The sequence below is a fragment of the Pseudomonas sp. V98_8 genome, from assembly GCF_029967975.1.
Classification (GTDB): Bacteria; Pseudomonadota; Gammaproteobacteria; order Pseudomonadales; family Pseudomonadaceae; genus Aquipseudomonas; species Aquipseudomonas umsongensis.
Map to the genome: position 1 here is coordinate 1 of NZ_JASCAE010000006.1, position 14,885 is coordinate 14,885.

Consider the following 14,885-nt stretch of genomic DNA (forward strand, 5'->3'; position numbering starts at 1 on the left):
TCTTTTGATTTTGCTTTTTCAAGATCAAAAGATCGCAGCCTGCGGCAGCTCCTACAAAGGCTGAAACGAGAATGGATCGCAGGTCGGGATACCGCCTACCAGGCCAATAGATATCGAGTAGTTGTTCTGAATCTGACGAAGTAGGACAATTGCCGGCTTCACGTCACCACCAGCGACTTTGAATGGCCTTCCTTGCACTCGGTATTAACCACAAGACTGCTTCAGTAGACGTCCGCGAGCGCGTGGCCTTTACCCCTGAGCAGCTGGTCGAGGCCTTGCAGCAGCTCTGCCGACTCACCGACAGCCGCGAAGCTGCGATCCTCTCCACCTGCAATCGCAGTGAACTCTATATAGAACAGGATCACCTGTCGGCGGATACCGTGCTGCGCTGGCTGGCCGAATATCATCATTTGAGCCTCGACGAGCTGCGCGCAAGCGCTTATGTGCACGAGGACGATGCGGCAGTTCGTCACATGATGCGAGTCGCCTCCGGGCTTGATTCGCTGGTGTTGGGCGAACCGCAGATCCTCGGCCAGATGAAGTCGGCCTACGCCGTGGCTCGCGAGGCCGGCACTGTCGGGCCTTTGCTCGGGCGCTTGTTCCAGGCGACGTTCAATGCGGCCAAGCAAGTGCGCACCGACACCGCCATCGGCGAGAACCCGGTGTCCGTGGCGTTTGCTGCGGTCAGCCTGGCCAAACAGATTTTCAGTGACCTGCAACGTAGCCAGGCCTTGCTGATCGGCGCCGGCGAGACCATCACACTGGTCGCCCGCCATCTGCACGACCTGGGCGTGAAGCGTATCGTGGTGGCCAACCGCACGCTGGAGCGCGCGAACATTCTGGCCGAGCAGTTTGGCGCCCATGCGGTGCTGCTATCGGACATTCCAGCGGAGTTGGTGCGCAGCGACATTGTCATCAGTTCCACGGCGAGTCAGTTGCCGATACTTGGCAAGGGCGCTGTTGAAAGCGCCCTGAAGCTGCGCAAGCACAAACCGATCTTCATGGTCGATATTGCCGTTCCACGGGATATCGAGCCAGAAGTCGGCGAGCTGGACGACGTATACCTCTACAGCGTCGACGATCTCCACGAAGTGGTCGCCGAGAACCTCAAGAGTCGCCAGGGTGCAGCCCAGGCGGCCGAAGAGATGGTCTCGGTGGGCGCCGAAGACTTCATGGTGCGCCTGCGTGAGTTGGCGGCGGTGGACGTGCTCAAGGCCTATCGTCAACAGAGCGAACGCTTGCGCGACGAAGAATTGCAAAAGGCCCAGCGCCTGCTGGCCAATGGCAGCAGCCCCGAGGAGGTGCTGGTGCAACTGGCGCGCGGCCTGACCAATAAACTCTTGCACGCACCGAGCGTGCAGTTGAAAAAGCTCTCTGCCGAAGGTCGCCTCGATGCGCTGGCGATGGCCCAGGAACTCTTTGCCCTCGGTGAGGGCTCATCGGATAGCTTTTCGGATAAGAAACCGCAATGAAAGCGTCACTGCTCAATAAGCTGGACATCCTCCAGGACCGTTTCGAGGAATTGACCGCCTTGCTTGGCGATGGCGAGGTCATTTCCGATCAAAACAAGTTCCGCGCCTATTCCAAGGAATACGCGGAAGTCGAGCCGATCGTCGAAACCTACAAACAGTTGCTCAAGGTGCAGGGCGACCTCGAAGGCGCCCAGGCGTTGCTCAAGGATAGTGACCCGGACATGCGCGAGATGGCCGTGGAAGAAGTCCGCGAAGCCAAGGAGCGCCTGGTCGAGCTCGAAGCCAATCTGCAACGCATGTTGCTGCCCAAGGACCCGAATGACGGGCGCAACGTATTCCTCGAAATCCGCGCCGGCACCGGCGGTGACGAGGCGGCGATTTTCTCTGGCGACTTGTTCCGCATGTACTCGCGTTACGCCGAGCGTCGCGGCTGGCGGGTGGAGATTCTCTCGGAAAACGAGGGTGAACACGGCGGCTATAAGGAAGTGATTGCGCGAGTCGAAGGCGACAACGTCTATGGCAAGCTGAAGTTCGAGTCCGGCGCCCACCGCGTGCAACGGGTGCCGGCGACCGAATCCCAGGGACGCATCCACACGTCGGCCTGCACTGTGGCGGTGTTGCCTGAGCCGGACGAGCAGGAAGCGATCGAGATCAACCCGGCAGACCTGCGCATCGATACCTACCGCTCCTCCGGTGCGGGCGGTCAGCACGTGAACAAGACCGATTCGGCGATCCGCATCACGCACTTGCCGTCCGGTATTGTCGTGGAGTGCCAGGAAGAGCGTTCGCAGCACAAGAACCGTGCGCGGGCGATGTCCTGGCTGTCGGCCAAGCTCAATGACCAGCAAACCAGTGCCGCCGCCAATGCCATCGCCAGTGAGCGCAAGCTGTTGGTGGGCTCGGGCGATCGCTCCGAACGTATCCGCACCTACAACTTTGCCCAGGGCCGGGTGACCGACCACCGGGTGAACCTGACGCTGTATTCGCTCGACGAAATCCTCGCCGGGGGCGTCGATGCCGTGATCGAGCCGTTGCTGGCCGAATACCAGGCCGATCAACTGGCCGCGATAGGTGAGTAAATGACGATCATTGCCAGTTTGTTGCGCGCAGCCGATCTGCCCGACTCGCCCACGGCGCGCCTGGATGCCGAATTGTTGCTGGCGGCCGCGCTGGGCAAGTCCCGCAGCTTCCTGCACACCTGGCCGGAACGCATCGTGCCGAGCGAAGCGGCATTGACCTTCGCCGAGTATCTGCAGCGCCGCCGCAGCGGTGAACCGGTGGCGTACATTCTTGGCCAGCAAGGTTTCTGGAAGCTCGACCTGGAAGTTGCGCCGCACACGCTGATCCCGCGGCCAGACACCGAGTTGCTGGTGGAGGCCGCGTTGGAGCTGTTGCCGGCCACCCCCGCCAACGTACTCGACCTGGGCACTGGCAGTGGCGCGATTGCCTTGGCCCTGGCCAGCGAGCGTCCGGCCTGGAGCGTGACTGCCGTGGATCGCGTGCTGGAAGCCGTAGCCCTGGCCGAACGCAACCGCCAACGCCTGCATCTGAATAACGCCAAGGTACTGAGCAGCCATTGGTTCAGCGCCCTGGAAGGTCAACGTTTTCAACTGATCATCAGTAACCCGCCCTACATTGCAGCCACCGACCCGCACCTGGTCGAGGGCGATGTGCGTTTTGAACCGGCCAGCGCCCTGGTGGCCGGTGTCGACGGGCTTGACGATCTGCGTCTGATCGTCGCCCAGGCGCCAGACCATCTCGACACGGGCGGCTGGCTGATGCTCGAGCATGGTTACGATCAGGCCGAGGCCGTCCGCGATTTGCTGTTGACCCGCGGGTTTGAGCAAGTTCACAGCCGCACCGATCTGGGCGGTCACCAACGCATCAGTCTGGGGCGCCTGCCGTGCTGAATGATCAGGAGTTGCTGCGTTACAGTCGGCAGATTCTGCTGCAACACATCGATATCGACGGCCAGTTGCGGCTCAAGGACAGCCGAGTATTGATCGTCGGCCTCGGAGGCCTTGGTGCGCCGGTAGCGCTGTATCTCGCCGCCGCAGGGGTTGGCGAATTGCATCTGGCGGACTTCGACACGGTCGACCTGACCAACCTGCAGCGCCAGATCATTCACGACACCGACAGCGTCGGCATGGGCAAAGTCGATTCGGCAATCAAGCGCCTGACGGCGATCAACCCCGAAATCCGGTTGATCGCTCATCGTGCAGCGCTCGATGCAGATTCCCTGGCCGCTACTGTAGCCGCCGTAGACCTGGTCCTCGATTGCTCCGACAATTTCTCCACCCGTGAAGCGGTCAACGCGGCTTGCGTGAGCGCCAGCAAGCCGTTGGTCAGTGGCGCGGCGATTCGCCTTGAAGGGCAGTTGTCGGTGTTCGATCCGCGTCGAGCAGAAAGCCCGTGCTACCACTGTTTGTATGGGCACGGCAGCGAAGCCGAATTGACCTGCAGTGAGGCCGGGGTGGTCGGGCCGTTGGTGGGATTGGTCGGCAGCCTGCAAGCGCTTGAAGCGCTGAAGTTGCTGGCCGGATTCGGCGAGCCGTTGGTGGGGCGCCTGTTGTTGATCGACGCCTTGGGTTCGCGCTTTCGCGAGTTGCGAGTCAAGCGAGATCCGGGTTGCAGCGTCTGTGGGCCCAAGCATGCGTGAAGCGCCGATTGGCGTATTCGACTCCGGTGTCGGCGGGCTTTCGGTGCTAGCCGAGATCCAGCGTTTGTTGCCTGACGAATCCCTGTTGTATGTCGCCGATTGCGGGAACATTCCCTACGGCGAGAAAACCCCGGAATTCATCCGCCAGCGTTGCAGCGTCATGGCCGAGTTTTTTCAACGCCAGGGCGCCAAGGCCCTTGTCCTGGCCTGCAACACCGCCACTGTCGCCGGTGTTGCCGACTTGCGCCGCGATTTCCCGCAATGGCCCATCGTCGGCATGGAGCCCGCCGTCAAGCCGGCCGCTGCCGCTACCCGCAGTGGCGTGGTCGGCGTGCTGGCCACGACGGGAACCTTGCAGAGCGCCAAGTTCGCCGCATTGCTCGACCGCTTCGCCACCGACGTTCGAGTGATCACCCAACCTTGCCCCGGGTTGGTCGAGTTAATCGAAAAAGGCGACCTGCACAGTCCCGTCCTGCGCCAGTTGCTGGAGCGTTACGTCCAGCCGCTGCTTGCCGAGGGCGCCGACACGATCATCCTGGGCTGCACCCATTACCCTTTCCTCAAGCCCTTGCTCAAACAGATGATCCCCGACGACATCAGCCTGATCGATACAGGTGCGGCGGTTGCGCGTCAGCTTCAGCGATTGCTCGCCGAGCGCGAATTACTGGCCGCCGGGCCTGCTCGTGCTGCGCAATTCTGGACGAGCGCCGACCCTGTTCATTTCACAAATATATTGCCGATACTGTGGAATAACGCTGGTGTTGTGCGAAGCTTTGAAGGGTAAGCAATTGTGGGCAGGGGAAGAATCTGGGCTGAACTTCTGAATAACCGTCGACTTCTATAGCAGTGAACGTAGAGCAATAAAAAACCAAACGTAATCGTTGGGAAAAGGATGTTTCTATGAAGCGACTATTTTGCTTGGCCGCGATTGCGGCTGCATTGATGGGGCACAGTTTTACTGCGCAAGCAGCAGGCGTGGAGTTCGGAGTCGGTGAGACCGGCGAATCGACCATGACTTATCGATTGGGCATGCAATTCGATTGGGACAAGAGTTGGTGGCAGAGCGACGTTGGTCGTTTGACCGGTTACTGGAGCGGCGCCTACACCTATTGGGATGGCGACGAGACCAGCAGTAATCACAGCCTTTCATTTTCGCCAGTGTTTGTTTACGAGTTCGCCGGTCAAAGCGTTAAACCTTACGTCGAGCTCGGGTTTGGCGTGGCGGTGTTCGCCAGTACTGAAGTCGAAAGCAATGAACTGGGCAGCGCGTTTCAGTTCGAGGACCGCTTAGGTGTGGGCCTGCGCTTTGCCGGTGGGCATGAAGTCGGAATTCGCGCGACGCACTATTCCAATGCCGGGATTACCAGCCCGAACGATGGTATAGAAAGTTATGCACTGCATTACACGATGCCGTTGTAAGGATCACTGTTTGAGCGACATGCCCTGTGGGAACCAGCCTGCTGGCTCCCACATTGAGTTTCAGCGATACGCCGTCGAAATCCCTTGGCGCTCTTCGATGCATTCCGGCGCCCCCATCTCGAATTCCCTGCAGATCAGCGGGCGTTTTTCGTAGATGGTGCACATCATCGTGTTGCGATCCAGCGCGGCGCACCAGCCGTCGTCCAGGCGCAACATGACTTCCCCGCCCCAGTCATCGGTGTCGATGAATCGCTCGGGCACGCCGGTATCGGTGATCAGCATGACTTCCAGCTGGCAGCAGCAGGCTGCACAAGTCGAGCAGGTCACCGCCGGGGTGGCGATTTGTATGTGAGGGATGTTTTTCATGGCGCGCAGTGTAAGGCAGTCAGCCGCCACCGTGTGAAAGCTCTGACGGACGCTCAGTCGCGGGCATCCGCTGAAAGCCTTTTCATCACAACTGATCCATGATTGGCGGGCTGCTGCGAACCATGCGTTTGCCAATCGCCAACTTTGTCCGGTCGAGCGTTTTCGGTAGCGGCCACAGAGTGGACATCAACATCCCCGGTAGTGCGATCTCCAGTGGCCGCTGCCTGATTTCGTGGAAGATGTGCTGCGCCGCTTTTCCTGCCTTCCAGGAGAGTGGCATGAGAAACTCATTTTTCCCGTTCAGTGTCGTCTCGACGAACCCGGGATTGACCATTGTGACTTCGATCCCTTCCGGTGCGAGGTCAATGCGCAGGGATTCGAACAGGTAACGCATCCCGGCTTTGGAGCCGCCATAGGTTTCGGCGCGGGGCAGTGGCAGGTACGTCACCGAGCTGGCCAGGCCCACCAGGTGCGGCGCGGTGCCAGCGCGCAGCAATGGCAACGCGGCTTCGATGCAGAAGCTGCTGGCAAGCAGGTTGGTGCGCACCACATGCTCGATGATCGAGGCGTCGAACTGCTTGCCATTCACGTATTCGCAGGTGCCGGCGTTGAGGATCACGGTGTCCAGAGCGCCCCAGTCCCGAGCGATCCGTTCGCCGATCTCACGTACAGTCTGGCTGTTGGTCAAGTCGCCAGCGACCACCAATACTTTTCCGGGATAACGTTGGGACAAGACTTTCAGTGGGGCCAGCGAGCGGGCGCTAACGGCCAGGTGGGCGCCGCTCTTGAGTATTTCTTCAGCCAGCGCGGCGCCAATGCCGTTACTCGCACCGGTCAACCAGTATCGTCGCTCGGAAGTAAGACTCATCCCATTCTCCTTCGCAGGCAGCCAACCGCCCGGCCAAATTCCATCTGGTGTTCATAGAGACGCTGCAGGAGGCTATTCATGGAGGCTCCCGGCAGTCTGCCGCGACGGCAGGTTCTTGAAAGCAGCCAGGGCGCGGGCCCGGGAGCTGGACAGGTCGACGATCGGTGCCGGATAACCTGCCACACCGAACAAACCGCCAAGATGCGCCGGGTTGTGCACAGCCTTTTTATCGAGCCCCGACAGTTGCGGGAGCCAGTGCTTGATGAACAAGCCTTCGGCGTCGAATTTTTCCGACTGGCTCAGCGGGTTGAAAATCCGGAAGTAAGGCGCCGAATCGGTGCCGGTGGACGAACTCCATTGCCAGCCACCGTTGTTCGCGGCCAGGTCACCATCGATCAGGTGGCGCATGAAAAAGCGTTCGCCTTCGCGCCAGTCAATCAACAGGTTCTTGGTCAGGAACATCGCCACCACCATGCGCAAGCGATTGTGCATCCAGCCGGTTTCCAACAGTTGGCGCATGGCTGCGTCGATGATCGGCAAACCGGTGCGGCCCTGCTGCCAGGCGGCCAGTTCTTCAGGGGCGTTGCGCCACGCCAGCGCTTCGGTTTCCGGGCGAAAGGCACGGTGACGAGAAACCCTGGGGTAGCCCACCAGGATGTGTTTGTAGAACTCGCGCCACAGCAGTTCATTGATCCAGGTGATGGCGCCGACCTTGCCGCTTTCGAACTCGCCCTGGTTGCTTTGCAGCGCGGCATGCAGGCACTGGCGGGGCGAAATCACCCCGGCGGCCAGATAGGCCGAGAGCTGGCTGGTGCCGGGTTTTGCCGGAAAGTCGCGCTCGCTCTGGTAGTAGTCGATCTGTATGTCGGTAAAGCTGTCGAGGCGGCGCCGGGCTTCGTCTTCACCGGCCGGCCACAGCTCACGCAGGCTATCGGGTGGGGCGTCGAACCCTTTGACCTGCGTCGGGATGGCGTCGCTGGCAATATTCAATGCCGTTTGCGCCAGTGGTGTGCGTACCAGGCTGGGCAGTGAATGATGCAGTCGTTCATAACAGACTTTGCGGAACTGACTGAAGACCTGAAAGTAACCGCCGGTTTTGGTCAGCACGCTGCCGGGCTTGAACAGCAGTTGATCGAGGTAGCCCTGGACCTCAATGCCTTCTGCTTTCAGGGCCTGGGCTACCGCTGCATCGCGGCGGGTTTCGTGGATGCCGTATTCATCGTTGAGATGCACCGCATCGATCTGCAATTGCCGACACAATTCGAGCAGCACTGCCGGTGCGTCATCCCAGCGTGAGGCATGGCGGATCAGCAGGGGAATATTCAACTGCCCCAGCGCACCACTCAACGCCTGCAGGTTGCGCAGCCAGAAGTCCACTTTGCAGGGGGCATCGTCATGTTCGCGCCATTGCTCCGGGCTCAATAGATACACCGCCACCGTCGGGCCACGGGCTGCCGCGGCCGAGAGGGCGGTGTTGTCATGCAGGCGCAAGTCGCTGCGCAGCCAGATCAATTGCATTGTTGTGTTCGCCCGTTTCATTGAACAAACGCCATTAGATGAGCCCGCGTTGAACGAGTGCCTGGTGCGCCGCCAAGGGGCTGTCGGCCAGGTACAAGTCACTGATTTCGGAAGTTATTGCGCACAACTCGGGGTGGTGGATGCTCACCGCGGCTCCGACGATCATTTTTGGGCAGCTAAGGCTGTTTAAAAGTTTCGGCAACGTTGAAAGTTTTATGGCTTTGCTGGAATACAGCAGCACGCCGCGTGCTTGCAGAAGATCGACAGCCAGTGAAAGTTCACCGGCGGGCAATGGCCAGTCAAACACTTGCACCGGGCAATCGGCACTGCTGATCAGCCAGGCCGTGAGCCACACGTGAGGTTCGAGTGGCAGATCCGAGTGATTGATCAACAGCAGTGGCGCGCCGTGTAACTGACGGTTGTTATGGTAGAGGCGCGCGCCAAATTTGCTTCTGAGCCAGGAGTAAAAAAATCCTCGCTCCATTTGCGTGCCGAACTGGCCTTGCCAGCGTTGTTCCAGTTCCGCCAGCAGGGGCATGAGTAACTGCTCGCACAGGGTGCGCGGCGGGTACAACGCCATGGCCTGGTTGATGGTGTCGTCCAGGGGGCGTTCGGTCAGCTGGGTGACGGCGGTGAACAGGGTATGGCGCAACACTTGCCAATCGTTTTCAACGAGCTCGCTGAAAGCTTGCGGTGTGTCGAGCAATTGCTTGACCTGGCTGACGGCCACGCCGCGGTTGAGCCAGGTGAGAATCGTCAGAATCCGTTGCACATGTTCAGCCGAGAACAGCCGGTGCCCCTTGGGCGTGCGGTGCGGCACGATCAGGCCGTAGCGACGTTCCCAGGCTCGCAGCGTCACGGCGTTCACCCCGGTCTGCCGGGCGACTTCGCGAATCGGCAGCCAGCCCTCGTCCAGGGCCTTCTTGAAGTCGGCACCAAAGTCTTCGCTGGCGCTGCTGTCGAGTCGGGATTTCATTAGATTGCGTTTCGCAGGCTGAGGTTTTCCGGGTGGGGTTGCAGGTACGCCTGCTGATCGATGTACGGGTCGGGATGCTGGCGAAAGTGATGCTTGAGCAACGTCAGCGGCACCACCAGTGGCACGATGCCTTGGCGGTATTGGCCGATCAGGTTTTGCACCTCTTTCTTGTCCTCGGCGCTGATGGCTTTTTTCAGGTAACCGCAGAGGTGCTGCAAGACATTGGTGTGGGTGCGGCGGGTTGCGCATTGCTTCAGGGCCGCCATCAACAGGCTGAAGTAGCGTGGTCCGAGCTCTTTCGGGTCGGTCTGCCCCATGTTGCCCAGCAAATTGCCGAGCGCTTTGTATTGCACCGGGTTGTGGGCCATCAGCAGGTACTTGTAGCGTGAGTGAAATGTTGTCAGTGCGCGGCGACTCAGGCCTTCCTGCAGCAACTGTTGCCAGGCGCTGTAGGCGAATACGCGGGTGATAAAGTTTTCTCGCAGCACCGGGTCGTTCAGCCGACCGTCTTCTTCCACCGGCAGGTCCCCTTGCTGGGCACAGAACGCTTGGGCGTAGATGCCCCGGCCTCCACCCTTCTGCGGTGCGCCATTGACGTGGTAGACCTTGACCCGCTCCAGGCCGCAGGAAGGGGATTGCTGCATGAAGATGTAACCGCAGATATCGTCAAGTTCCGCCGCCATTTGCCGACCATAGTCCGCCAGCGGCCGGGTGACGTTGATCTCGCGGTCGACAGTGCCGACGGCCTGAGGTGCATCCGCATCCCCTACCAGTCGGATTGGCTGGCGCGGGGTGCCCAGGCCAATGGCGACTTCAGGGCAGATCGGGACGAAGTCGAAATAGTCGCTGAGGACCTGGATGCACAGGCGCGATGCCTTGTGCCCGCCGTTGTAGCGCACGTCAAAACCCATCAGGCAGGCGCTGATGGCGATTTTCGGTTTGGCAGGGGGCATGGGCATCGAACACCTCGGAATCTAAACCTGTACAGAGCTGAAAGTCTGTACAACATAGGTTCATCATAGATTCAAAGGTGTACAAGTCAAATTGTTTGTACAGGATTGTTGGCGGCTCCTACGGTTACCAGCCTTCAACTCGGTCTGATGCAGTTCACTGCAAGTGTGCATGCAAGCGTCGGGCAGCTTCCTGGCCGCTGAGCCAAGCACCTTCGACGCGTCCGGAAAGGCACCAGTCGCCGCACGCATACAGGCCCAGGTCCGCATCGGCCAGGGTGCCCCACTCATGGCTGCTGGCAGGGCGGGCATAGAGCCAGCGGTGGGCCAGGCTGAAGCTGGGTGCGGGCATGGCATCATGCAAGAGCTCGGCGAACGCGCCGTGCAATTGCTCGATCACTGCTTCTTTCGGCAAGTCGATATGTTGGCGACTCCAGGCACTGTTGGCGTGCAGCACCCAGGTGTCGAGGGTGTTGTCGCGCCCTGGTTTGCTGCGATTACGAGCCAGCCAGTCAAGCGGACTGTCCTGCACGAAGCAGCCTTCCATGGGGGTTTCCAGGGGCGTCTCGAACGCCAGTGCAACGGCCCAGGTAGGGTCCATTTTCACCCCGGCGGCGGCACCAGCGAGTTTTGGCGCGGAGGCCAGCAGCGCGGTTGCTTGGGGTGCCGGGGTGGCGATGACCACATGGCTGAACGGACCATGGGTGAAGCCTTCGGCATCCTGCAGGTGCCAGTGTTCTTCGCCGCGGTACACCTCGGTGATCCGGCAGGCGAAATGCACTTCCAGGTCGCCCAGCAGGGAGCGGGTGATTGCGCTCATCCGCGGGGTGCCAACCCAGCGCGTCTGTTCGTCCGGCGACAGATCGAGCCGGCCACCATGGAAGGTGTACAGCTGCGGTGTCCATTCGGCGACCCAGCCCCGGGCCTGCCAGCGCTGGACTTCGGTGACAAAACGACGGTCGCGGGCGGTGAAATATTGCGCACCCATGTCCAGGGCACCCGCATCGCTGCGCTTGCTCGACATGCGTCCGCCACTGCCGCGGCTTTTATCGAAAAGTTGCACGACATACCCCAGGTCGGTCAGGGCTTGTGCGGCTGAGAGTCCGGCAATGCCGGTGCCGATGATTGCGATAGGTACAGTCATAAGGGCCTCGTTTACCTGTCTGTACAGACTACGCCGGGGTTGAAACCTGTACAATATTGTTTTTTGGTATAACTTTCAGCGTTCTCGTTCTGACAGCTTGGCCTATTGTTAAACACAGAGCCTACCCGATACCAAAAGATCCCTTGCTTATAAAAATAGACTAGTGATCAGAGTAAAACGCCACGCGAGGAAGAAGTCATGCACATATTGCTGACCGGCGGTACTGGTTTGATAGGACGTCAGCTCTGCCGGCACTGGTTGAGTCAAGGGCATCGCCTTACCGTCTGGAGCCGCACGCCTGCAAAGGTCGCCAAGATCTGCGGCGCCCAAGTGCGCGGCATTGGGCGGCTTGAAGAAATCGGCCAAGACCCGCTCGACGCCATCGTCAATCTGGCCGGTGCCCCCATTGCCGATCGCCCATGGACCCACAAACGCAAAGCCCTGTTGTGGAGTAGCCGCATCACCCTGACTGAAAGCCTGCTGGCATGGCTCGAAAGCCGTGAACAGAAGCCGCCGGTCCTGATTTCTGGGTCCGCGGTCGGTTGGTATGGCGATGGCGGTGAACGCGAACTGACCGAGGATTCACCACCGGTCATCGATGATTTTGCCAGTCAGTTATGCATTGCCTGGGAGGAAACCGCCCAGCGCGCCGAAGGTTTGGGCATTCGCGTGATTTTCATTCGTACCGGACTGGTGTTGTCGGCAGAGGGCGGCTTTTTGTCGCGCCTGTTGATGCCTTTCAAACTGGGGCTGGGCGGGCCTATCGGCAGTGGCCGGCAGTGGATGCCGTGGATCCATATCAACGATCAAATTGCCCTGATTGATTTTCTTCTGCACCGGCAAAGCGCCAGTGGTCCTTATAATGCCTGCGCGCCCAAACCGGTGCGCAACCGAGAGTTCGCCAAGACGTTGGGCAGCGTGCTGCATCGCCCGACGTTCATGCCCATGCCGGCCCTGGCATTGAAGGTCGGCCTGGGTGAGTTGTCATTGTTGTTGCTGGGCGGCCAAAAGGCAGTACCGGCTCGCTTGCTGGAAGCGGGATTCACTTTCCAGTTCACTGATTTGCGCGCGGCCCTGGACGACCTTTCCAGCCGCCTTTGAAATAGGACGTTGCATGACCGATCACGCGTTGCTTCTGGTCAACCTGGGCTCACCGGCTTCCACTTCGGTGGCGGATGTGCGCAGTTACCTCAATCAATTTTTGATGGACCCGTATGTGATCGACCTGCCATGGCCGGTGCGACGCTTGCTGGTTTCGCTGATTCTGATCAAGCGCCCCGAACAGTCGGCGCATGCCTACGCGTCGATCTGGTGGGACGAGGGTTCACCGTTGGTGGTGCTCAGCCGTCGCTTGCAACAGGCTATGACTGAGCAGTGGCATCACGGCCCGGTGGAATTGGCAATGCGTTATGGCGAGCCATCGATTGAATCGACGTTGGTACGCCTGGCGGCCCAAGGGCACAAGAAGGTCACCCTCGCACCCCTCTATCCACAGTTCGCCGACAGCACCGTGACCACGGTGATCGAGGAGGCCAAGCGAGTGGTGCGCGAGAAGCGGCTGGATGTGCAGTTTTCGATTCTCCAGCCGTTCTACGATCAACCGGAATACCTCAACGCGCTGGTGGCCAGCGCCAACCCGTATTTGCTGCAGGGTTACGATCACCTGTTGTTGAGCTTCCATGGATTACCGGAGCGGCACCTGAGCAAGATCGACCCTACCGGTCACCATTGCTTCAAAAGCACTGATTGCTGCCAGACCGCTTCGCCAGAAGTATTGGCGACCTGCTACCGCGCCCAATGCCTGCGCACGGCATCCGAGTTCGCCAAGCGAATGGGATTGCCGGACGACAAATGGTCGGTGTCGTTCCAGTCGCGCCTTGGGCGCGCCAAGTGGATCGAACCCTACACCGAGGCTCGCCTGGATGAGCTTGGCAAAAGCGGCGTGAAAAAGGTGCTGGTGATGTGCCCGGCATTCGTGGCCGATTGTATCGAGACGCTGGAAGAAATCGGCGATCGGGGGCTGGAGCAGTTCCGCGAGGCGGGAGGGGAGGAGTTGGTGCTGGTGCCGTGCCTCAATGATGATCCGCAGTGGGCGAAGGCGTTGAGCGCGTTGTGCGAGCGAGCACCGCTGGTGCTTTAAAAGCTTCGCGAGCAGGCTCGCTCCCACAATAGATCTCCTCTGTGGGAGCGAGCCTGCTCGCGAAAGCTATTTCATCGACGGTGATGAACTCAAGGCATTACAACAGCGGATCTTGCGCCTTCTTGTGCTTCCAGCTGTCATTGCCGGGCAGGATCAGGTTCAGCGCAATCGCCACCACCGCGCACAGCGCGATGCCTTTGAGGCCGAAATCGTCCGGGCCTGTGCCCGTGCCGACCAGCACGCCGCCAATACCGAACACCAGCGTCACCGAGACGATCACCAGGTTGCGTGCTTCACCCAGGTCGATCTTGTGGCGAATCAACGTGTTCATCCCCACGGCCGCAATCGAGCCGAACAACAAGCAGAGAATCCCGCCCATCACGGGTACCGGAATGCTTTGCAGCAGCGCACCGAATTTGCCGATGAACGCCAGGCTAATGGCGAAGATCGCCGCCCAGGTCATGATTTTCGGATTGTAGTTCTTGGTCAGCATCACCGCGCCCGTCACTTCGGCATAGGTGGTGTTGGGCGGACCGCCGAACAGGCCGGCGGCGGTGGTGGCAATGCCATCGCCCAGCAGGGTGCGATGCAGGCCAGGCTTCTTCAAGTAATCGCGACCGGTCACGCTACCCACGGCGATCACGCCGCCAATGTGCTCGATGGCTGGGGCCAGGGCTACCGGAACGATGAACAGGATCGCCTGCCAGTTGAATTCTGGCGCGGTGAAGTGGGGAATGGCGAACCATGGTGCAGCGGCAATTTTCGCGGTATCGACCACGCCAAAGTAGAACGACATGGCAAACCCGACGAAGACGCCGGAAATGATCGGCACCAGGCGGAAAATGCCTTTGCCGAACACTGCGACGATCAGGGTGGTCAGCAACGCCGGCATCGAGATCAGCATCGCCGTCTGGTAATGAATCAATTCACTACCATCGCCGGCCTTGCCCATCGCCATGTTGGCGGCGATCGGCGCCATTGCCAGGCCGATGGAGATGATCACCGGGCCAATCACCACCGGTGGCAGCAGGCGATCAATGAAGCCGGTGCCTTTGATTTTCACTGCCAGGCCGAGGAACGTATAGACAAAACCGGCCGCCATCACGCCGCCCATGGTCGCAGCGAGGCCGAACTGGCCCTTGGCGAGAATGATCGGGGTGATGAACGCGAAGCTCGATGCCAGGAACACCGGCACCTGGCGCCCGGTGACGACCTGGAACAATATCGTCCCCAGGCCTGCGGTGAACAGTGCCACGTTGGGGTCGAGCCCCGTGATCAGCGGCATCAACACCAGGGCGCCGAAGGCCACGAACAGCATCTGGGCGCCAGACAGCACCGTGCGCCAGAGCGGATCGTTGAACTCTTGCTGCATG

15 protein-coding genes are annotated in these 14,885 nt (G+C 60.2%); 8 read left to right on the forward strand and 7 right to left on the reverse strand.

From position 1 onward, the window contains the following. Window positions 1–182: 182 nt before the first annotated feature. The 6 genes from hemA to QLG10_RS05645 all read left to right on the forward strand — a co-directional run bounded on the left by hemA (window position 183) and on the right by QLG10_RS05645 (window position 5,550). Window positions 183–1,472 (forward strand): glutamyl-tRNA reductase, encoded by a 1,290-nt coding sequence (gene hemA, locus QLG10_RS05620; protein WP_188264169.1) that lies wholly within the window; start codon window positions 183–185, stop codon window positions 1,470–1,472. Next, window positions 1,469–2,551, forward strand: a complete 1,083-nt coding sequence (gene prfA, locus QLG10_RS05625; RefSeq protein WP_020799741.1) for a peptide chain release factor 1 — start codon at window positions 1,469–1,471, stop codon at window positions 2,549–2,551. Before hemA ends, prfA begins: the two co-directional genes overlap by 4 nt. Next, entirely contained in the window at window positions 2,552–3,382 is an 831-nt protein-coding gene (gene prmC, locus QLG10_RS05630; protein ID WP_083349750.1) for a peptide chain release factor N(5)-glutamine methyltransferase, read from the forward strand. Beyond that, the gene (locus tag QLG10_RS05635) at window positions 3,376–4,131 is read left to right on the forward strand and encodes a molybdopterin-synthase adenylyltransferase MoeB (protein WP_188264168.1); all 756 of its coding nucleotides are present in this window, start codon (window positions 3,376–3,378) and stop codon (window positions 4,129–4,131) included. The genes prmC and QLG10_RS05635 overlap by 7 nt, the downstream gene beginning before the upstream one ends. Continuing rightward, window positions 4,124–4,915 carry a glutamate racemase gene (gene murI / locus QLG10_RS05640; protein ID WP_188264167.1) on the forward strand — a complete coding sequence of 264 codons (792 nt, stop codon included), beginning with the start codon at window positions 4,124–4,126 and terminating at the stop codon, window positions 4,913–4,915. The genes QLG10_RS05635 and murI overlap by 8 nt, the downstream gene beginning before the upstream one ends. A 116-nt stretch (window positions 4,916–5,031) precedes the next feature. After that, on the forward strand, window positions 5,032–5,550 hold the full coding sequence (locus tag QLG10_RS05645) for an acyloxyacyl hydrolase (RefSeq protein ID WP_188264166.1): 519 nt from the start codon (window positions 5,032–5,034) through the stop codon (window positions 5,548–5,550). A 60-nt stretch (window positions 5,551–5,610) separates the two neighbouring features. On the opposite strand, the gene QLG10_RS05650 is transcribed toward QLG10_RS05645, so the two are convergent. From QLG10_RS05650 to QLG10_RS05675, 6 genes are all read right to left on the reverse strand, one after another. Further along, a complete protein-coding gene (locus QLG10_RS05650) occupies window positions 5,611–5,916 on the reverse strand; it encodes a YkgJ family cysteine cluster protein (protein WP_110751525.1) in 306 nt (101 codons plus the stop codon). An 85-nt stretch (window positions 5,917–6,001) separates the two neighbouring features. Then, window positions 6,002–6,784: an SDR family oxidoreductase gene (locus tag QLG10_RS05655; protein ID WP_282486039.1), complete on the reverse strand. Its 783-nt coding sequence runs from the start codon at window positions 6,782–6,784 to the stop codon at window positions 6,002–6,004. A 72-nt stretch (window positions 6,785–6,856) separates the two neighbouring features. After that, window positions 6,857–8,302, reverse strand: coding sequence for a deoxyribodipyrimidine photo-lyase (gene phrB / locus QLG10_RS05660; RefSeq protein ID WP_282486041.1), 1,446 nt, complete (start codon window positions 8,300–8,302; stop codon window positions 6,857–6,859). Window positions 8,303–8,336: 34 nt separating this feature from the next. Continuing rightward, window positions 8,337–9,278, reverse strand: coding sequence for a MerR family transcriptional regulator (locus QLG10_RS05665; protein ID WP_188264163.1), 942 nt, complete (start codon window positions 9,276–9,278; stop codon window positions 8,337–8,339). Beyond that, window positions 9,278–10,237, reverse strand: coding sequence for a DUF523 and DUF1722 domain-containing protein (locus QLG10_RS05670; protein WP_110751533.1), 960 nt, complete (start codon window positions 10,235–10,237; stop codon window positions 9,278–9,280). Before QLG10_RS05670 ends, QLG10_RS05665 begins: the two co-directional genes overlap by 1 nt. 148 nt (window positions 10,238–10,385) lie before the next feature. Beyond that, window positions 10,386–11,372 (reverse strand): NAD(P)/FAD-dependent oxidoreductase, encoded by a 987-nt coding sequence (locus QLG10_RS05675; protein WP_110751535.1) that lies wholly within the window; start codon window positions 11,370–11,372, stop codon window positions 10,386–10,388. A gap of 198 nt (window positions 11,373–11,570) precedes the next feature. Between QLG10_RS05675 and QLG10_RS05680 the strand changes: the two genes are divergently transcribed. Together QLG10_RS05680 and hemH are read left to right on the forward strand one after the other, a co-directional pair. Further along, window positions 11,571–12,473 carry a TIGR01777 family oxidoreductase gene (locus QLG10_RS05680; protein ID WP_110751537.1) on the forward strand — a complete coding sequence of 301 codons (903 nt, stop codon included), beginning with the start codon at window positions 11,571–11,573 and terminating at the stop codon, window positions 12,471–12,473. Between the two features lie 13 nt (window positions 12,474–12,486). Beyond that, window positions 12,487–13,512, forward strand: a complete 1,026-nt coding sequence (hemH, locus tag QLG10_RS05685) for a ferrochelatase (protein WP_110751539.1) — start codon at window positions 12,487–12,489, stop codon at window positions 13,510–13,512. Window positions 13,513–13,609: 97 nt separating this feature from the next. Here hemH and QLG10_RS05690 read toward each other — a convergent pair whose 3' ends face one another. Continuing rightward, entirely contained in the window at window positions 13,610–14,884 is a 1,275-nt protein-coding gene (locus QLG10_RS05690) for a uracil-xanthine permease family protein (protein ID WP_020799756.1), read from the reverse strand. Window position 14,885 lies beyond the last annotated feature (1 nt).